The 20,041-nt window shown below is 58.7% G+C and carries 16 protein-coding genes; 15 read left to right on the forward strand and 1 reads right to left on the reverse strand.

All coding sequences use genetic code 11. The annotated features are described in order from the left end of the window. Positions 1-8 precede the first annotated feature (8 nt). Positions 9-1,535 carry a S10 family peptidase gene (locus tag Pan189_RS10380; protein ID WP_310820316.1) on the forward strand — a complete coding sequence of 509 codons (1,527 nt, stop codon included), beginning with the start codon at positions 9-11 and terminating at the stop codon, positions 1,533-1,535. Between the two features lie 57 nt (positions 1,536-1,592). On the opposite strand, the gene Pan189_RS10385 is transcribed toward Pan189_RS10380, so the two are convergent. Then, on the reverse strand, positions 1,593-1,895 hold the full coding sequence (locus Pan189_RS10385; RefSeq protein WP_145363849.1) for a L28 family ribosomal protein: 303 nt from the start codon (positions 1,893-1,895) through the stop codon (positions 1,593-1,595). Between the two features lie 287 nt (positions 1,896-2,182). On the opposite strand from Pan189_RS10385, the gene Pan189_RS10390 reads away from it, so the two are divergent. The 14 genes from Pan189_RS10390 (at position 2,183) to Pan189_RS10455 (ending at position 19,921) form a co-directional block, all read left to right on the forward strand. Beyond that, entirely contained in the window at positions 2,183-3,223 is a 1,041-nt protein-coding gene (locus Pan189_RS10390) for a Gfo/Idh/MocA family protein (protein ID WP_145363850.1), read from the forward strand. A 126-nt stretch (positions 3,224-3,349) separates the two neighbouring features. Further along, positions 3,350-4,339: a 2-hydroxyacid dehydrogenase gene (locus Pan189_RS10395; protein WP_145363851.1), complete on the forward strand. Its 990-nt coding sequence runs from the start codon at positions 3,350-3,352 to the stop codon at positions 4,337-4,339. A gap of 138 nt (positions 4,340-4,477) precedes the next feature. After that, positions 4,478-5,308 carry a hypothetical protein gene (locus Pan189_RS10400; protein ID WP_145363852.1) on the forward strand — a complete coding sequence of 277 codons (831 nt, stop codon included), beginning with the start codon at positions 4,478-4,480 and terminating at the stop codon, positions 5,306-5,308. 225 nt (positions 5,309-5,533) lie between these two features. Next, the gene (locus Pan189_RS10405; protein ID WP_145363853.1) at positions 5,534-6,016 is read left to right on the forward strand and encodes a SufE family protein; all 483 of its coding nucleotides are present in this window, start codon (positions 5,534-5,536) and stop codon (positions 6,014-6,016) included. A gap of 312 nt (positions 6,017-6,328) precedes the next feature. Beyond that, positions 6,329-6,538, forward strand: a complete 210-nt coding sequence (locus tag Pan189_RS10410) for a hypothetical protein (protein ID WP_145363854.1) — start codon at positions 6,329-6,331, stop codon at positions 6,536-6,538. A 10-nt stretch (positions 6,539-6,548) separates the two neighbouring features. Continuing rightward, positions 6,549-7,796 carry an aminotransferase class V-fold PLP-dependent enzyme gene (locus Pan189_RS10415; RefSeq protein WP_145363855.1) on the forward strand — a complete coding sequence of 416 codons (1,248 nt, stop codon included), beginning with the start codon at positions 6,549-6,551 and terminating at the stop codon, positions 7,794-7,796. Positions 7,797-7,895: 99 nt separating this feature from the next. Continuing rightward, positions 7,896-9,182: an aminotransferase-like domain-containing protein gene (locus Pan189_RS10420; RefSeq protein ID WP_145363856.1), complete on the forward strand. Its 1,287-nt coding sequence runs from the start codon at positions 7,896-7,898 to the stop codon at positions 9,180-9,182. Between the two features lie 108 nt (positions 9,183-9,290). Beyond that, positions 9,291-11,006, forward strand: a complete 1,716-nt coding sequence (locus tag Pan189_RS10425) for a hypothetical protein (RefSeq protein WP_145363857.1) — start codon at positions 9,291-9,293, stop codon at positions 11,004-11,006. Between the two features lie 10 nt (positions 11,007-11,016). Next, the gene (locus Pan189_RS10430) at positions 11,017-11,967 is read left to right on the forward strand and encodes a hypothetical protein (protein WP_310820317.1); all 951 of its coding nucleotides are present in this window, start codon (positions 11,017-11,019) and stop codon (positions 11,965-11,967) included. A gap of 95 nt (positions 11,968-12,062) precedes the next feature. Continuing rightward, on the forward strand, positions 12,063-12,728 hold the full coding sequence (locus tag Pan189_RS10435; protein ID WP_145363859.1) for a MotA/TolQ/ExbB proton channel family protein: 666 nt from the start codon (positions 12,063-12,065) through the stop codon (positions 12,726-12,728). Continuing rightward, positions 12,725-13,234 carry an ExbD/TolR family protein gene (locus Pan189_RS10440; protein ID WP_145363860.1) on the forward strand — a complete coding sequence of 170 codons (510 nt, stop codon included), beginning with the start codon at positions 12,725-12,727 and terminating at the stop codon, positions 13,232-13,234. Before Pan189_RS10435 ends, Pan189_RS10440 begins: the two co-directional genes overlap by 4 nt. A 25-nt stretch (positions 13,235-13,259) precedes the next feature. Next, positions 13,260-13,865: an ExbD/TolR family protein gene (locus tag Pan189_RS10445; RefSeq protein ID WP_145363861.1), complete on the forward strand. Its 606-nt coding sequence runs from the start codon at positions 13,260-13,262 to the stop codon at positions 13,863-13,865. A 72-nt stretch (positions 13,866-13,937) separates the two neighbouring features. Further along, entirely contained in the window at positions 13,938-17,450 is a 3,513-nt protein-coding gene (locus Pan189_RS10450) for an outer membrane protein assembly factor BamB family protein (RefSeq protein ID WP_145363862.1), read from the forward strand. Next, positions 17,450-19,921 carry an ABC transporter substrate-binding protein gene (locus Pan189_RS10455; RefSeq protein ID WP_145363863.1) on the forward strand — a complete coding sequence of 824 codons (2,472 nt, stop codon included), beginning with the start codon at positions 17,450-17,452 and terminating at the stop codon, positions 19,919-19,921. Before Pan189_RS10450 ends, Pan189_RS10455 begins: the two co-directional genes overlap by 1 nt. Positions 19,922-20,041 lie beyond the last annotated feature (120 nt).

A 20,041-nucleotide genomic window follows, 5' to 3' on the forward strand; every position in this document is an offset into this window, starting at 1 on the left:
CGGGCCTCATGATGCGCTTCTGGCTGATCCTTGCTCTCGCTTCATTCCTCTTCCCGTCGGTCGTCACCGCGCAAGAGGACGTGACCGTCACGCTGGAAGCCCCCACGGATGTCTCAGAACCCGCGGCTGAGCCGGATGGTTCCCCGAAATCGCAGTCTCGGAGCGTTCGCATCGCGGGCGAGTCGATCGAGTATCAGGCGATCCCGGACACGCTGACGCTCAAAGACGACAAAGGCGAACCGCGGGCGAAAATCTTCTTTGCCTATTACCGCGTGAAGCAAGAGGCAGATGCCCCCGAGCGGCCAATCACTTTCTGCTTTAACGGCGGCCCCGGGTCGGCCTCGGTCTGGCTGCACATGGGGATGCTCGGCCCGAAGCGGCTCGTCATCGACAGCGACGCCGGCCGGCTGCCGCCACCGCACGGATACATCGACAACGAATTTTCGCTCCTCGATGTGACCGATCTCGTCTTCGTTGATCCCGTCGGCACCGGTTATAGCAAGGCGACCGATCCCAAGAAGAAGGGCGACTTTTATGGCTTCCGCAAGGACCTGAAGTCGCTGGCCGAATTCATCCAACTCTTCGTGACGAAAAATGAGCGCTGGGGTTCGCCGAAGTTCCTGCTTGGCGAAAGCTACGGCACGCTCCGAGTCGCCGGGCTGGCCCGCGAGCTGCAAAACACCTATCGCATGGAGATCAACGGCCTCGTCCTCGTCTCATCAGTCCTCGATTTTCGCACGATCCGAGCGTCCGGCTCGAATGATCTGCCTTACATCCTGTTTCTGCCAACGCTCACGGCGACGGCTTGGTACCACGAGCAGCTCGACGACGGCTTGCAGAAAGATCTTGCCAAGACCGTTGAACAGGCCCGCAAATTCGCGTTCGGGGAGTATGCGACCGCCCTGTTGAAAGGGGCCGATTTGCCAAAGAAGAAGCGGCGACGCGTCGCCGAGCGGTTCGCCAAGCTGACCGGGCTCGATGCCGAATATATCCTCGACGCCAACCTCCGCGTCGACATGAGCCGGTTCGCGAAGGAATTGCTCGAAGAGCAGCAGGTCAGCGTCGGTCGCTTCGACAGCCGGTACACCGGCCCGGTCGCCGACCTGATCGACGACCGCTACGACACCGACGCGAGTAGCTCCGCCCTGTTCGGGGCGTTCACGTCGGTCGTCAATCAGTACTTCCGCGAAGACTTGGGTGTCAAACGGGACGAACCGTATGAAATTCTTGCTCGTCTCGATTGGGACTGGGATAGCGAAAATGGCTACGTGACGTCAGCCGACATGCTCTCCGCGGCGATGCGTCAGAATCCGGCTCTCAAGGTCTTCGTGGCGAACGGTTACTACGACTTGGCGACGCCCTTCGCCGCCACCGAATACACGTTCAACCATCTCACACCCCGCAGTCTGCGGGAACATGTCACGATGGAGTACTACGAAGCCGGGCACATGATGTATGTCCACGAGCCATCGCTTGAAAAACTTCGCACTGACCTCGTGAAGTACTTCGAAGCAGCGATTCCCTCGCAGAAATGAAAAAGCCCACGCGTTGCAACGCGTGGGCTTTGAGTCATCGCGAACCCCTTGGGGCCACTATTTGCCTTGCTCGGGCATCGTGAATGCTTCGCGTTTCACGGCTTTTTCGACGACACCGCTGCGGATCAACTTCACAGGCACTCGCCGTTTGACGACTTTGCCGTCTTCCATGACGCGGATCGTCTGCAGATTCCGCTTGAACTGCCGCTTCGTGATCCCGCGGGTCTTTCGACCGTTGCCGCCGAGATACTTGGGCTTACCCGACTCGACCTTCTTGTTGCCCGTTCCGGGCTTGAGGTCGCCGTACAGCGAGTACTGCTTGGCCCGTTTGATCCGCTTATTTTTCTTTAGCGTGCTCATGTCTTCAATCCTGACAGCTTTTTGCGAAGCTCAGAAGGATACGGATAATGCGGTCTGATGCAAGGCCACGGTGTCCTTCGAGCAGTTACTTCACCCGGTAAGGTCTGCGGATTGAGGCCTTGTGATTTCGGCGGTCGAGTCAAGTTTTTCGTCCCGGCGGTCCGATTCGTCTTGCGATTCCGGCCCGGTGACCGCAGCATCGCCCAATTCGGCTCGCCATCACCACGGCAATCATTGTGGTGATGGGAAGACCGGGCAGGCCAAGCGACAGGGTAGGCAACGGCAGTATGGACAAACTGAAAATTGGCGTCATCGGCCTCGGGATCGGAAAAACTCACATCCGGGGTTATCGCGAGCACCCTCAGGCCGAGGTGGTCGCGATCGCCGATCTGAACGCGAACCGGGTCGAAGAGGTCGGCCGCGAGTACAACATCAAGCGGCGATACACCAGCGCGGAGGAACTTCTCGGGCAGGACGATCTCGACATCGTCAGTATTTGCACGCCGAACAAATTTCACATGCAGCAGAGTGTCACCGCGCTCGGTCGCGGGATGCACGTGCTTTGCGAGAAACCGATTGGCATGAATGCCGATGAAGCCCGGCAGATGATCGAAGCCTCCCGCTCCTGCGACCGGCGGTTGATGATCAACTTCAGCTATCGCTTCAATCCGCAGGCGATCGCGCTGAAGAAACGCGTCGACGACGGAGCGCTCGGCGGAGTCTACTTCGCTCGCACCGTCTGGCACCGTCGCCGCGGAGTGCCCGGCTTCGGAGGTTGGTTCGGTCGCAAATCACTCTCAGGCGGCGGCGCGCTGATCGATCTTGGCGTGCATCGGCTTGATATGGCGCTCTGGTTGATGGATTTTCCTGAACCCGAATGGGTGATCGCGAACACGTGGGATGCCCTGACCGCACCTGTGGCCGAGCAAATCGAAAAGACATTCGACGTCGAAGACTTCGCCGCAGCGACAATCCGGTTTAACAACGGCACAATGCTCACCGTGGAGATTTCGTGGGCGGCAAACATCGAGCATTACGAACTGATGGAGACCCGCCTGTACGGCACCCACGGCGGTCTCGTCCACCGAAATATCCCGGACAAGTATGAATACGAAGCCGAGCTGTTCTTCGAGCAGGACGGCGATCAATACGACCAAAAGCTGAGTTCGACCCCTGACGATGTGAAGAGCTCCATGTACTATTTCGTCGAGTCGATCATCGAGAACAAAGAAACCCCCGCCCCCGCAGAAGAAGCGCTGCAGGTCCAAAAGTTGCTCGACGCGATTTACCTGTCCGCGGAGAAGGGCGAGCCGGTCCGGGTCTCCTAGATGGCGAGCAGCGGGCATCAGTCTGCTGTTTTCCCCCCTGCCTCAATCAGCAATCCACCACGAGAGAGTCAACACCTTCCGCTCGCCCAAGACTCTCACCACTCACCACTAATCTCTCACCTAGAAATGAAACTCACCGTCTTTTCCGCAAAAAGTTACGACCGAACTGCGCTCGATGCCGCGAACGAAGACCGCGGTCATGAAATTTCCTACCTCGAAGCTCGGCTCGACGCTGACACGGCAGGGCTGGCCGAAGGCTCCGACGCGATTTGCATTTTCGTGAATGATGAGGCCAAGGACGGGATCGTTGATCGGCTCGCTGATGTCGGGGTGAAAGGCATCGCACTGCGATGCGCCGGGTTCAACAACGTGGAACTGGAGCCCGCCCAAAGACGCGGCATTCGAGTCGTGAGAGTGCCCGCCTATTCGCCGCATGCGGTGGCCGAACACACGCTCGGGCTGATTCTTGCCCTCAATCGAAAATTGCATCGGGCCTACAGTCGGGTGCGCGAACACAATTTCGAACTGCGCGGCCTGTTGGGATTCGACCTTCACGGCAAGACGGTCGGCGTGATCGGGACAGGGAGGATCGGGATCGAGGTCTGCCGCATCCTGAAAGGGTTCGGATGCACGGTCCTCGCATATGACCTCTTTCCGAACGATGAAGTGAAGCAACTCGGCTGCGAATACGTCGAACTCGATCGGCTCTTTCGGGAGAGCCGGATCATCACGCTGCACTGCCCTTTGACGCCCGAAACGCACCATCTGATCAACGCCGATGCGATCGAGAAGATGCGCGACGACGTGATGATCGTGAATGCCAGCCGCGGCGCCGTTATTGAGACGCCAGCGGCGATCGAAGGCTTGAAGTCACGGAAAATCGGGCACCTCGCCCTCGATGTCTATGAGGAAGAGGAGGTCTTCTTTGAGGACGTCTCCAACGAAGTCCTGCAAGATGACATGCTCGCCCGGCTTCTGACGTTCCCCAACGTACTCGTCACGGGGCACCAGGCGTTCTTCACCGCGGAAGCGCTCGGCAACATCGCCGAGACGACGCTTGCGAACATTGACGACCTCGCCGCCGACCGCGATTGCCCGAACGAAGTGAAAGCGTGATCAAGAAGCCCACGCATCGCACTGCGTGGTCTTCTTTAGGGAGAAGCGCTCCCTGTCGGTCGCGGCGAAACGGGAGAGGCGTGTTACAATGGGACTTCATCGGTTGCTGCTCATTGCTCCTCGCTCATTGATCGCACCATGCTCCCACGTGAAGAATACGTCGAACAGCAACACTTCTTCCGGGAATTCCGGCGGCGGCTCAAGCAGAACGTTCCCACGCAGGAAATACTTGATCAATTGAAGGAGGAGGCACTCGCCACCACAAACCTGCCGATGGCGATCGACTTCCTGCGGACCGAAGTCATTCACAGCGGTCGGCTCTCGGATGCGGCGGCGCGGATACCGCACTACTTCACACCGTTTCAGACGTTCCTGTTGGCCTCGTCGGAGGAAGACCGCACCAAATTCGATCAGCGTGTCGCGCTGGCGATGATGGAACGACTCGCCAAATACATGGCGAAGAAGCCGAAGACCGCCGGCGTCTTCATCTATCAGTTCGAGTGCGTCGCGCGGAATCGCCTCGGCTACGACCACGCGCTTCGCGCGATCGAAGCCGACCCGATTTTTGATGAGAACTGGAAGACGTTCATCGCCACGGTCCGCCGAAACGTCGGGACGGTCGAATTCAGCGACATGATTTACGCCCGCTCACAGCGGTTTCTCGATGACCGTGCCCGCCGCAGCGGGGAAGAGCCGGCGAAGCAAGAGCCACTGTTTGATCGCGATGAAGGCCGGATTGCGTACGCGAACCGGGGCAAAGATCCGCTCTACATGTTCGCGGCGCTACAGCGTCAACTCGGTTACCCACGCGTCCCCCGGCCCACAATCAAACCGTCAACGCCGGTCTTTCATCCCGCCCTTGAAGAACGCTTGCAGCGGATCGAAAAGCGGATGAAGCTGATCGAAGCCGAACAGCGGGAGGAACTCGATCTGAGCAAGTTCTACAAGCCGCCGCCGGAGGGCGGCTGAGGAGCGGAGAGCACGGAGCGAGTAGAGTTCTTGTGAATCGCCTGATCGCCCACACGCGTAGTTTCTGCTCCCACATACGAAGTGCGTGCTCCTCGCTCCCTGCTTCTTCCGCAAGCACGCTTGGCACTCCGCCCGGCCGCCCCTACAATCTTTTCCACAGTCACACTTGCGAAAAATCATTCCGTCGGCTTCCGCTCGCCGACGTTCGAATGGAAGGACGAATCCTTGAAGGCGGCGACCGAATTGACCCTCGACGAACTGTATGACGAGTTCGACTTTCTCCACGATTGGGAGGAGCGCTGCGAACTGCTGATCGACTTGGGTATGGAGTTGGAACAACTGTCGCCCGAGGAGAAGAACGAAGAAAATCGCGTTCACGGTTGTCAGTCGATGGTTTGGATGACCACCGAACTTGACGAACAGGGTCGGATGCACGTGCGGGCCAACAGCGATGCCATGCTTGTGAGCGGCCTGATCGTCGTGCTGCTCGCGTTGTTCGACGGAAAGACCCCGAACGAGGTCCTCGACACTGAAGTGAAGCCGGTCTTCGACAAACTCGGCCTTGACGTCCACCTGAGTACCGCCCGCAAGAACGGCCTCGCCGGCATGGTCCAACGGGTCAAGCGAGATGCCGTGAGTTATCACAATCAAATGGAAGGCGACGGCACCACAGTCACCGAGATACGCCGACGTGAAGAGCGTCTCTAGCAAGTAGGGCGGGCTGCGCCCGCCGGAACCAGAAGGAGTCAGGAGAAGAGCCGGGAATATTTGATCGGGTGGCCCAGCCCACCGGGCTGGGTGCCGCAGGCACAAGAGGCGAACAAGTCACGAGCGACCCGTCACAAATCGAGCGGAGCAATCAAACGGTTCTGAAGTTCGATGATCGACGATATCCATCACCCAGCAGATTCATCGCCTCGTGTCGCTTCGCGACCCGGCCCGATTGGGCCGGGCCACCCGTCAGGGGTTGTTAGAAAGTAGATATCGGCTCAATTCTGTTCGGACGAGTGGATCGACCCGATGTCGCCCCGCACTGCCTTGAGACTTTCACTGGTGTGGTCGCCTTACCTGTTCTTCATCGCACTCCCGATCATCGAGGTTGCTTCTGAGCCATCAGTCGTTGAAGACTACCCGCCCTTCATCTTGGCACTCATCTATTTCTTTTGGGCCTACGTCGGATTTGTCATCACCGTAGTCGCCTACCACCTGACTCGGCCACGCCAGCATTAAACGGATACGAATGATCCCGACAGTTGATTCTCCGACCGCCACCGACGTTCGATCAGACTTTCCGATCTTTGAGGAACCACTCGAAGGTGGGAAGCCGCTGATTTACCTCGACAACGGGGCGACGGCTCAGAAACCGCGGGTCGTGATCGAGGCGATGACGGAGTGCCTGTCGCGGTATTACGCGAACGTGCATCGCAGCAAGAGTCGCCTGGCGATGCGGGTGACCGAGGCCGTCGAAGCTGCCCGCGAGAAGGTCCGCGGGTTCATTAACGCCGATGATGCCTCGGAGATCATTTTCACGTCCGGCACAACGATGTCGATCAACGCCGTCGCTCAGGCTTGGGGGCCGGCAAATATCGAGGAAGGGGACGTCATCGTCCTGACCGAGATGGAGCACCACGCCAACCTCGTCCCGTGGCAGATGCTCGCCCGTGAAGTCGGTGCCGAACTCAAATTCCTCCCGCTGACCGACGACTGGCAGATCGACCTCGATCGGATACCGGAGGTCGTCACCGAGCGGACGAAGCTGATCGCTGTGACCGGCTTATCCAACGTCTTGGGGACGGTCAATCCGGTCGCCGACTTGGCGAAGGCGGCCCATGCGATGGACGCGAAGATTCTCGTTGACGGTGCGCAATGGGCGCCGCACGAGCCGGTCGACGTGCGGGAACTCGATCTCGACTTCTATATCTTCAGCGGCCACAAACTCTATGGACCGTCGGGCATCGGTGTGCTGTATGCGAAGCGCGAGATTCTCGATGAGATGCCGCCGTTTCTCGGCGGCGGAAACATGATCGACCGCGTCTACCTCGATCACTTCACCGAAGCCGAGCCGCCGGCGAAGTTCGAAGCCGGTACGCCACCGATTGCTGAAATCATCGGCTTGGGCGCGGCCGTCGATTACATCCGAAACCTCGGTTGGGAGTTTATCACTGCCCACGAAGCCCGGCTTTCACAGGTCGCCCACGCTAAGCTCAGCGCCGTCCCCGGCATCACGATCTACGGACCCGCTCCCGAACACAAAGCCGCCATCTGCAGCTTCACAATCGAAGGCGCCGCCGCGGAGGACATCAACTTCCTCGTCGATCGCAAAGGCATCGCCGTCCGCCATGGCCATCACTGCACGATGCCCCTGCACGACAAACTGGGTGTCTCCGCGACAACGCGAGCCAGCTTCGGAATTTACAACACCGAGGAAGAAGTCGACGCTCTCGTCGAAGCCCTGCTCGCTGCAAGAAAACGATTGAAATTGGACTAAATACAAGCCCGACGCGCCAGCGAGGGACGTTATCTTGTGGCACCCTTTTGAGTGAAGACCCTCGCTCGCGCGTCGGGCTTGTCGATCAGAGCATTGCAAATGACCTCCGCCGAAATGTCCGCTTCCGTCCAACTCGCCGATCGCGCTCTTTGGGCAAAGGGCGGGGCGATCAGCTATTTGATGCAGCAGGGGATCGAAAACCCGCAGTGCCTGTCGCTGGCCGCGGGATTTGTTGACGCCTCGACGTTGCCGGTCGACCTCGTCCGCAACGCGACCGATCGGCTCCTCGCTGAAAACATTCGCGGTCGAGCCTTTTTGCAATACGGCACGACGGGCGGAGCCGAGCGGGCCCGACGCGCGGTGTTGGAACATTTCGCCACGCAGGAAGGCAAGGCTGTTGCCGATCTCGGTGTCGACCTTTCACGTGTTATTCTGACAAACGGGTCCCAGCAGTTTCTCTCCCTGGTGGCGCAGGTGTTGCTGAATCCGGGCGACATTTGCCTCGTCGCTGCTCCGACCTATTTCGTGTTTCTCGGCACCATCGCCGGTGTCGGTGCGAAAGCGATCACGGTCGAAACCGATACCAACGGAATGCGGCCCGATGCGCTCGATGCGAAGCTCGACGAACTCGATGCCGTGGGGCTCGGTGATCGCGTCAAGCTGATCTATTTGGTCAGCAACTTCGAGAATCCCAGCGGCTACGTTCTTGCCGCCGAACGTCGGGAACGAATTGTCGAGATTGCGAAGCGCCGCTCGACTTCACATCGCATTCATGTGCTAGAAGATTCCGCCTATCGCGAGCTGCGCTACGAGGGCGATGACCCTCCGAGCGTGTGGGGCTGCGATCCCGATGGCGAGCATGTGATCTACACGCAGACCTTTTCCAAGAGCTTCTCCCCCGGGCTTCGCGTCGGCTTTGGCATCGCGCCGACAGAGCTCGTCGCGCCGATCGCGAGTCGCAAGGGCAATGAGGATTTTGGCTCGGCACATCTCAATCAGCACATCATAGCCTCAGTCCTCGCCGATGGCTCTTACTATGAGCATGTCAATGAGGTCTGCGAGTCCTATCGCCGCAAGCGCGATGCAATGGTCGCCGCCGCCCGGGAGTACTTCTCCGATATCGATGGTGTGAGCTGGGTGGAACCGCGGGGCGGGCTTTACGTTTGGATGACGCTGCCGGAGCACTTCGATACGTCTTTCGACAGCCGGCTGTTCGAGATCGCCACCCAGAAAGAACTGGTCATGTACGTCCCCGGCGAGCTCTGCTACGGCGGCGAACCGGCGGAGCGGCCTCGCAATCACATGCGGCTCAGCTACGGCGTGCTGTCTCCCGACGAAATCACCGAAGGCATCCGTCGTCTTGCCAATGCGATTCGATCACTTTGACGCGAGGGACCGATTCGCTCGCGGCTTTGCGCAGGCCGATTGATTGTGTCGCTGTTGCGGTTTAGCATCGACCCGTTGGGCCTTTCTTCTGAAATCGAGATTCTTTCGATGCGTATTACGTCGCCGGGCATTCGCTCGATCGGTGGTTTCATCGTAGCGTTTGCGGTCTTCTCCGTATGCGTGTCCTGTGCGGTGCCTGCGGACAGGACGCCGGAAATTGACGCCGCGATCCGCCGCGGTCAGGACGCCCTGAAACGTGAGCTGAGTGACGGCGGGGGCAGGGCGGGCGACCGTTCCTTAGCCGCACTCGCTCTGGTCAAGACGTCGGTCCCAGCCACTGATCCTGCCGTCGCTGCGGTGCTGCAAAACGTTCTGAGTCGTTGCAGAACCGACTATCAGCCCAGCAACCAGTACTATGCTGCCGGGCTGGAGATGATGCTTCTTGAATCCATCGATCCGAAGCGTTACCGCAATGAGATGAACTCCATTCTTTCGTACCTGCTCGCAGGCCAGCGGGCTCATGGGGCGTGGTATTATCCGAATCAGACGGGTGGGGGAGACACGAGCATTACGCAGTATGCCGCGCTGGGTTTATGGTCGGCCGGACGGTCCGGGCTGACTGTCCCATCAACTGCTTGGAGCGATCTCGCTCGCTGGCATGTTGCGACACAATTTCGTGATGGAGGTTTCGCCTATCACCCGCCGCAGGGACCGTCCAAAGACACGATGTGTCTTGCCGGTGCCGGGACGTTAGCGTTGGCCCTTCGGCAGCTTTATCCGAGTGGAGGCCGCGTCAAAACTCCGAAAGATCCGATGCCGGCCCCCAAACTCTTTGGCGTTTTGGAAGCTGTCGATTTGGACGAAAATAATAGCGTTCCGACGGGTGGTGGTGTCACCGGGCAGGCGACGATCTCTAAGACCGATCTTGAAAGATCAAGATCGGCTGCACTTGCCTGGATCGATCGCAACTACACGACGGAATCAACGACGGAGTGGAAGCTCTATTACCTCTATACCGTCGAACGGACCGCCGCGTTTGCCGACCGCGATCAGTTTGGAGACGTCGACTGGTATCGCGATGGGGCGGCGCATCTGTTGGCATCACAGAAGCCCGATGGCACGTTCATCGGTGGCCATCGGTATGAAAATGAAATTGTTGGCACATCGTTCGCCATTTTGTTTCTGTCGAAGGCCACGGCGAAAGCGGTCGGACGTCGAGACGTTCCGACGATCGGTGGGGGCCTGTTGGCCGGCGGGCGAGGGCTTCCCACCGACCTCAACGAAGTGCGCGTCGACGGGAGCAAAATTGAAACGCGAAAGTCGACAGGTCCGCTCGACGACCTTTTGTCACAACTGGAGCGGATTGATACGGGGGATGCCGCCGCCGTCCAACAGGCGATTGTCGAAAAAGTGAGGCTCGCCGAGCCGGAGAAACTGATCGGCGAAATGGACCGTCTCGTTCGATTGGCCAACGATCCGCGGGATGAAGTGCGGCTGACCGCCTTCTGGGCCCTTGCTCGGAGCGGCAAAATTCGGATCGCCCCCCTGCTGATTCGCGGCTTATCTGACGATAACGCCGACGTCGCGATTGAAGCTCACAATGGACTATGCGTGCTCAGCCGACGACCGGACGGCTTCGGTTTGCCAGCCGGCCCATTCGCCGGCCTCGACGAAGGGGCCGGTGATCGCCTTCGCGCCGAAGCACTCAGGCAATGGCAGTCGAAATCGATCAAGGCGTGGCAGGACTGGTATCGGCGTATTCAGCCCTATGATCAAAGAGACGGCCTGTTCGAAGTCGACGACCCGACGTTTTTGACCCGCTGAATCCGGATCGTTGAGAACACTTCCAACCTCTTCAATTTCGATTGAGCAAGGCATTCCATTGGCGACGGTCGACTCACCCGACGTAGAGCCAAAACCGCAACCCGTTCTGCGGGTGACGCGATACGATGTGACGCTGGCACTGGTGGTTGCGTTTATCATCTCGCTGGTCGTCGTCGTTCTTTGGCTGTCCGGGGTGTGGGCCGCGGTTCATGTTTGGCAGAAGGACGAGGCCGTCCCTTTGGAGATGATCACGCTTTCCGGAGGATCGGAAGACGGCACGCCAGACGAGACCTTCGACTTGGAAAGTCCCTACGAGGAGATACCGGACCCGACCCTCGCCGAGCTTCGCTCCGATGAGACGGAGATTGAACCGCTGCTTGAGGCCGTCGTCGAACTGTCTGACGTGGCGACGCAACAAGCCGAGCAGCAACTGGCGCTCGACGCGCGGAGCGCGGGCAATCCCGGCAGCGCCGACGGAACCGGCAACAAGGCCTTGGGCGTCGGGGACGGCGACAGCGGCGTGCCGCGGGAGCAGCGTTGGTTTATTCGGTTTGCCGATGGTGCGACTTCGGAGGAATACGCCCGTCAATTGGACTTCTTCGGGATCGAGATCGGTGCGCTGGTGCCGGGCGGGCGATTAGCGTATCTCAGTAGTCTCACGTCACCTTCTCCTACCGTGCGAATGGTCAATTCCGGGGCGGGAGAGAATCGACTCTACATGACGTGGCAGGGAGGGGGACGCAAAAGTGCCGATCTCAAACTACTGCGGAAAGCGAACGTCGATGTCGGATCGGGAACGATCTTCCACTTCTATCCGCCTCGGACCGAGGCGCTGCTTGCGCAACTGGAAAAATCTTATCGAGGTGCCTCACCGAAAGACGTCCGTCGGACCTACTTTGTCGTCCAACGCAAAGGCTCCGACTTCGAATTCGCGGTCACCAGACAAACGTATTTTCGCTGACAGAATTGCACCGGAAAATTTTCGCGGGAAGACTTTCACTGTACAGGAAGCGTCGTTCAACAAACCTGACGAGGCATGAGCCTCCAGACCGAAAAATGAATCAACAAATATTCGACATTGCCGCGACCGTCATCTACACAGCGATGGCCGCGGTTGCCGTTTACGGCGTGTTCGTGGTCGTGCTGCTGATCCGACGGATCGGCCAGAAACAATTCCGCAATGCCGCTCAGGGAGACGCGTTTCTCGAAGAGATCACCGAGCATCTGCGACGGCGCGAATATGAGGCCGTCGTCGAGAAATGCGACCGCCCGCCGTACTGGAGCAAGGCGGTTCCCCAGTTGATGATGATGGCAACAACGAATCGGGGCACGCCACTTCCTAAGCTCAAGCGCAATCTCGCTGAAAAATTCGAGCGAGACGTGCTGGCCGATCTCGAGTATCGCACGAGTTGGATTACGACCATCGTCAAGACGGCCCCGATGCTCGGGCTGTTGGGAACCGTCGTGGGGATGATCGCGGCGTTCGGTAAAATCGCGTCGATGCAGCAGCAGGGGGCGACGAATCCGGCCGACCTTGCCCAAGACATCAGCTTCGCCCTGGCCACGACGGCCGTGGGACTGTCGATCGCGATTCCGCTAGTGCTGGCGGGGAACGTGTTGCAGGTCAAAATCGGCAAGCTGCAAGACTCGGTGCAGGACTATCTGGGTCGGTTTCTTGATGAGTTTGCCGAGTCGATCGGAACCGGGGGAGGTCCGTCATGATCGGTTCCCCACCCGTCGCCCCGGTCGACGCGGGGCCGAACGAAGCGGACGACGAAGCCTATGTGCCCAAACGTCGCAAGCTGGGCGAGGCCGATCTCGACATCACGCCGATGATTGACGTCACGTTTTTGCTGCTGATCTTCTTTATGGTCACCTCGACCATGCAGGAGACCGATTCGACCGACATTCCCCCGGCACGTTTTGGTGTCGGAACGGAAACGGGCGAGTCGATCATGATTACGCTGAGACGTCCGATATCGGAGGGAGACGAGCCGACCGTCGTTTTTCCCGGTGGGGATGAGCGAGCTTTGTCGGAGGCCGTCGAAGCCGAGACGCTCAAAAACCTCGTCGAAGCGGGCTTGAATGAAATACCGCGGACCGAGCGGGTCATCGTCAACGCGGATCGAGATCTGCCGTTCGGCGACGTCAGACGACTGACCTCCGGTTTGTCCGACTTTGAAGAAATTCGCCTGTTCTTCGGGGTTCAGGATCCCGCGTCCCGTTAGATCGTCCTTGGGTTCCAGAAGTAATATGTCCTTCAAATTTCGTTGCGGCTCTTGTGATGCCGTGCTTCGGATCGGACCTCGCTACGCCGGGCAACGGGTCCGCTGCGGCGAGTGCGATGCGATTTTGAAGGTGCCGACGGAGGCGAGCGGGCAAGCGAAAAAGCCCGCGTCCAGCTTCAGCGTTCACGATGCGCTCGAAGGCGGTTTTGCACTCCGCCCCCGCGCGAAGAAAGAGGACGATTTCGATCTGACGCCGATGGTCGACGTGACCTTCTTGCTGCTGATCTTCTTCATGATTACGGCCTCGTTTAGCGTGCAAAAAACGCTTGAGGTCCCGCCGCCCGATCCTGAGGACAAGGGAGCGTCCCAGGCGATTCCGCTCGAAGATTTGCAGGACGACTCGGTCATTGTGAGGATCGAAGCGGGCGATCGCGTGTTCGTCGACGATGAGCCGATCAATTCGATCGATGATCTGTCCGTACGGCTTTCCGAATTAATGCGGGAAGACCGGAAGACAGAAATGGTGATTCAAGCCACAGATCAAGCCCGGCATGAAGCGGTCGTGATCGCTTACGACGCCGGCAACGAAGTCGGAATGCAGCGAATCCGCATTGCAAATCCCGACAGTTGAATTTCGACGAAGAAGAGACAAAACGACCCCGTGACGACAGCCTGTTCCCGTATCTCGTGACCGACGATCCTGATGGCAGAGATTGAAATTATTCGCGATGGCCAATCACAGGACATCTTGCCGATTTCTCGTCGGCAACCGCTCGCCGTCGGTCGAAAAGACATCAGCGATATTTGCTTGGAAGGTTCTGACGTTCCGCCGATGCATAGCCGCATTCGCTGGTCGGGAAAAGGTTACGAAGTCACGGCTGCCACGTCCGAAGGAATCGAAGTCAACGGAACGGTCGTCCGCAAAAAACTGCTCGACAATGGCGACGTGATTCGCGTCGGATCGTTCGATCTCAAATTCACGCGCGGCATTCGTAAAGCAACCGCGCGACGCCTCAAAGGGAAGATGAAGCCGGCGCCGAAAGTCGAAGAGCCGGAAGTGCAGATCGACAAGAGCGGCTTTCCAGTCGCAGAGGTCGTGATCGCCGGCAAGTTCACTGGCCCAAATGGATCCGCGACCCAAAAGTCGACGCCCGACATTGGAGAAGAAGGTGAGAGCGGTTTCGCCGACGATTTTGAAGAGGATTGGATCGACGACGAATCGGATGCCGCGCCGAAGACGGAGGGAGCGCCCGTCGACGCAGAGTCGTCATCCACTAAGCCGATTTCCAAGCGGGCCCGTCGCCCCGGAGAAGAAGACGTTTTAAGGTCGCCCGTCGTGCTGGGCAGCGTGGGGACGGTACTCGCCCTATTCTTGGCCGCGGCTGCGATCTGGTTCGTGATCGGTCGAGAGTCTTCAACGGCGTTGCTCGATCAGGCGCAAGCCGATCTCGATGTCGGTCGGTACTCTCAGGCGATCCGCGGCTTCGAACAATTCTTACTTGAGTACGCAACCGACTCTCGGGCGTCGGAGGTTCGGCTGCGACTGGGGTTGGCGCGAGTGCAAAGCGTCGTTGAATCGACCGCCCCCGACTATCCGAAAGCGCTCGAACTGCTGGAGCGATTTCATCGAGACAACCGAGATCGCCCCGGCTTCGACGATGTCCGGCCCGAGGTCGCGCGGCTTTCGCTCGCGATTGCCGAGGGAGCAGCCGCCGGCGCCATTCGTGACGGTGATCGCGAGCTGTTGGAGACCGCGCAGGTCGCCGCCGCCACGCACGACCGATTTGTTGACGCTGAAGCCCGCGATTCGGCCGTGCGGAAGCGCCTTACTTCTGAGATCACCGAAGCCGAGTGGTCGGCCCGTCGACGCGAGTTCTTTGAGTCGCAAACGGCGTCCATTCGAAATCAGATCGAGGAGGCAAAATTTGTCGAGGCCTATCAGGCTCTGAGCGAACTGCTTGCTCGCTATCCGGAATTGGCGACACGGCCGGAGATCGAAGCGATCCGAGCGGAGGCGAAGGCGGCAGAGGCGATGTTGGTTGAAATCAAATCGGACGATCCCGTCACATCAATCGGCACCGATGAAATCCAACTTCCGTCGACGGTGCTATCGTCTCGCCTGCGTGGCCAAACGAACGAAGTCTCGGACGGCCGCACGATTCCGGTTATCGGCTCGCAGGCAGTCTTCGGCATCGATGCATTGACTGGCGCGGTCACGTGGCGCACCGGATTGGCGCGCCGACCGCCTTTTGCACCAGTGGAGTTCTTTCGGCCGGAGCCTTCGGTATTAGTCTTCGCGCCGGTCGCCGGCGATTTGATGCTCCTCGATGCAGGGACCGGCAAGTCGGTCTGGCGTACGCCACTGAATGGTCAACCGGTCGGGGAGCCGCTGCTATTGCCGCGGCGTGTCGTGCTGTTAATGGACTCCCAAGAGCTCGTCATCGTTGATCTGCGGACAGGTGATCTGGAGACGCGCCTTTCGTTTCCGCAACCGGTTGTGGGCGGTGCCGCACTGATGCCGAGCGGGCAGGAGGTCTTCGTGCTGGGCGAGAGCGAGACCGGTTATGTCGTCACGCTCGATCCCCCGGCTTGCGAAGAAGTCGTCGCGGTCGGTCACGCTCCAGCTTCGATCGAGTACGCACCGTTGACGATGGGCTCATTACTTTTGCTCTGCATGAATGACCGCGTGAAGCAGTCTCAGTTGGTCGTCTTGCGAGTCCTCGATGGGAAGATCGACGAGAAACCGGCTGCGACGCTTCGCTTGGAAGGGCGAATCAATGGTCGCCCCCTTTTGCGTGGCAACAAGCTGTTCGTCCCTACCGACGGCGAGCGGCTCAGCGCATTCATCGTTTCCGATAACATCGAACAACCGGTACTCACCGCCGGGCCGAGTGTTCAACTCCCCGACCCACAGCCCGGACCAGTCGAGCTGGTCGCCGGATCGGGCGGACGTGTCTGGATGGCCGGCTCCTCTCTGCGTCAACTCACATGGACGGCAGACCGATGGGAGATCGACCCGAGTTCAATCGCTTCGGGCCGCCATACTCAATCGCCGCAGACGCTGGGTGAAGACCTATTCGCCACTCGCCAGGTGCCGGCGAGTTCGGCGATCTTTGTGACAAGAGCTGACCGAACGACGATGCAGCCTTTATGGCGGACCGTCATCTCGTCACCCGTGTTAGCGACCTCAGTGTCCGACCGCCTGTTGACGGTCGTCACGACTGCCGGTGAAATCTTTCGAATGCGGGTCGACGAAATCGGCACGAGCGCGGCGATCGATCGGTCGCAACCACTGCCGGAGTTCGACGAATTCGGCCGTCCTCTCATTGTCTCTCATGACGCCGGCGGCAACTCCGTGATCCTGCAGCGTGGCGAGTCGTCTCGAATTTGGATCATCGACAGTTCGGGCCGAGTCCGTTCGATGCTCCAAGCCGATGTGTCTATCGACGTTCCGCCAGTCGTGACGCGCAATTCGGTTGTCGTTGCCAAGCCCGGTACGCTGACTATCGCGCGGCTGAACGACCGGGTCATTCCCGATCGAGTCGATTTTCAACTACCGGTCATCGATGGCGAAACTGCCGATTGGGCGCGACTGATGTCTGCACCGGGAGGGCAGGTTGTGGCCATCGACACCGCGGGTGTCATTCGCGTATTTGAGTCACCGGCGCAGTCCGGCGGTTCGCTGGTCGAAATTGCGACCGCACAATTCACATCGCCGATTTTGGCCGGCTTCAACGGTGACGGAAGCAACCTGCTGGTGGCCGACGGACGAACGGTTCTGTCACTCGCGTTCCCTGAACTCCGGTCGCGAAAACAGGCTCAGTGTACCGCGGAGGTTTTGGGAACTCCGATGTCGATCGGTTCGCTGGTCGTTGCGGAACTTGCCGACGGATCGGTCCAGGCAGTCAAACAAAATGCGATCGAGACGGGGCCTTTGTGGCGAGTCGAAATTGGCGACGCCGGGCTCGCCGGTCATCCGTTTTTCACCGAAGATGTCATCGGTCTCGCCGGTCGCGACGGTGGGGTCACGTTCGTCAACGCCGACGACGGTCGACTACAGCGACGCCTTGATTTGGGACAACCGCTTGACGGTGATCCCATTCGCTTCGACACGATGACAGTTCTGACCACGATGGACGGCACGCTGCTTAAACTGAGCGACGAGTCGACTGGCACGGCCGGCGAGCAAAGCCCCTCGGGAGATGAGGTGGATTAATGCGCGTTCAGACATCGCTTTCAGCGCTTGCAAATTCTTGCGTCGACCGGCTTTTCCGCGATCGATTTAAGCAGTCGCTGCAGCTCGGTTTCTTTTCGTTAGCACTGCTAACTCTTTCAATTTGCTTCCCAAGCTATGCCCGATCGCAAGAGGACGCTGACTCCGAAGCGCAGCAATCAGAGTTACCCAAGTTTGACGAGTTGGAGCTACCGCCAACCGAGAAGTTGTTGAGCAACGAACGTCGCGATTGGATCGTTTTAAAGTCCGGACGGGTTCTGGTCGCCGAACCGGTTTATCCGCGCCCGAACACGCTCGAAGAATTGAAGGTTGCCGCCGATAAGGTGCGAGCAAATCCGCGATTGCGGGTCACCGATGCCGGACGTGAGGAAATTCGGAATAACTCCAACATCGCCGTGATACTGCCCGGCTCGGGAGAGGTTGCCGAATATCTGCTCCCGGTTGCCCGAGTCGAGCAGGTGCTTCACCACGAAGACCTTATGCTCAGGCGGGCCCAAGCATTGCTTGCCGAGCCAACGCGGGAGTCGATTCGCGAAGCATTCGAGCTGCTATTCGTACTTGGACGACGAACTCCCGATTGGCCGGGACTGACTGCACTTGAAGAGCAGGTCCTCATTGCCGAAGCCCGCGTGATGTTGGAAGACGGCCGGCCATCCGAAGCATTGATTCGAGCCGAAGACCTTTACGCCCGGAATCCCAATGCAATGGGATTGGAGAAATTGGCCGATGAGATCGCCACGAAGATTCTCGACAGCGCCATAGCGGCAAATGAATATCGGCGGGCCCGTTACTATCTGGCTCGGCTGTCAAGCACCTGGGAAGTTCTTCCCGCCGTGAGGCGTATCAGCGCAAACTTAATTCAAAAATCGGAAGGCTATCGTGATGCGGCGATCGCGGCGGACGACGCAGGTGATCACGCGAAAGCCGCCGCCCAAATTGAACTGGCGGCATTAAGTTGGCCACGGCTCGACGAAGTCGCCGAAATGCATCGCCGTTTGACGACGCGATTTCAACGGCTGCGCGTCGCAGTACCTCGGCTATCGGCTGGTTCGAATCGGCGGTTCGTACTCGATAACGCAGATATTCGCGTCCATCGATTGACCCAGGTCCCCGTCTTCGAGGTCATTCGACTCGAGGGGCAACCGATTTTTCGATCAAAATTGCTCGACAACTGGCTGCCAACCGATTTGGGCCGAAAGGCCGTCTTCAAATTTCGTTCGACGACTGCAGCTTGGTCCGCACATGAGCCCATGACGGCCGGAGAAGCGTGGCAGGCTGTGGCGAAACTGGTCGCCCCTTCGGCACGGGCTGAGGACACGCGATTCGCGGCTGCGGTATCGCTCGTTCGCACTCAAGGAAAACGAGAACTGGAACTGGGATTTACCCGCATCCCGCTTTCGACGGAGGCACTAATGTCTCCACGAAGAGGAACTCGATCAGGCGGACAGCTTTCAAAATCTGCATTCCGTGAGTTCGAGCGATCGAGGCAATCGGCACGGTACGGGCGAGTTCGGATTGAACCCGATAATGCCAGAACTTTTCATGTTGCTGAAGTGACCGAGGCCGCCTTCCCGAGCTTCGCTGACGCAGCTCAGGCATTTGATCGGGACGAGGTTGACGCCATCTCAAACGTCCCGCCGTGGGCTTTGGCTCGTTATCAAGATGACGAGTCTTGCACGGTGTCGAAGTCCGATGTTCCTGATGTCCACTTTCTGCAGTTCAATCCCCGATCGCCGCGCTTAAAAAGCCCGGAGCTTCGCCGTGCGTTAATTTATGCGCTTGATCGTCCGCGAATGGGTCGTGAAATTCTCGGACGCGGTCGCGACTCTAATTCGATTCGAACCGCTGTTGCCCCATACTCTCGATCCAGCATCGCCGCTGACATTCGCATCGAACCGCGTCCCTACGATCGACTCCTCGCGTTATCTTTGTCGTTGTCCGTAAAGTCATCGAGACCTGACGATAAGGTCCGATTAGTCCTCGTTCGTCCGGATGTCGCGCCGATTGTTGAAATCGTCGAGCAAGTCGCCGAGGCGTGGAATTTCTTAGGAGTCGATCTTGAGATCGTCGACGACACGACGTTGCTCGAAATTGACAGCGCGGAATGGGACATCGTTTATCGCTGCCTGCCGATCGTCGACCCCGTTAGTGAACTTTCATCGCTGCTATCGCTCGACCCGCAGGTTCGGCTGAAATCGCTCATGCCGTTATCTGATCGTCTACGGCAGGCGTTGCTGAGACTGGAAAGGGCCTCCGATCCAGATTCGGCACTTCAAGTTGCTAAAGAAGTGCATCAATTAATGTATCACGAAGTCCCGCTCATTCCGTTGTTCGAGACAGACCACTATTGGATTTACTCGAGACGGCTACGCAACAGACCGGAACGTTCTGTCGACTTCTACCAAGACTTAGATCGCTGGGAACTCCGGCCTACATACCCGCAAATTTTCTAACCGTTGAGACAGTTCGTCCTGAACGATTCTGCTATGAGCGTACTGCCTCCTGAATTATCTATTTTCCATGCGGAACGTGTTCTACGGAACCGTTTTCCGAACCTTAATCGCACAGGCAAG

Origin of the sequence: Stratiformator vulcanicus, from assembly GCF_007744515.1 — a bacterium.
In the GTDB taxonomy this organism is placed as follows: Bacteria; Planctomycetota; Planctomycetia; order Planctomycetales; family Planctomycetaceae; genus Stratiformator; species Stratiformator vulcanicus.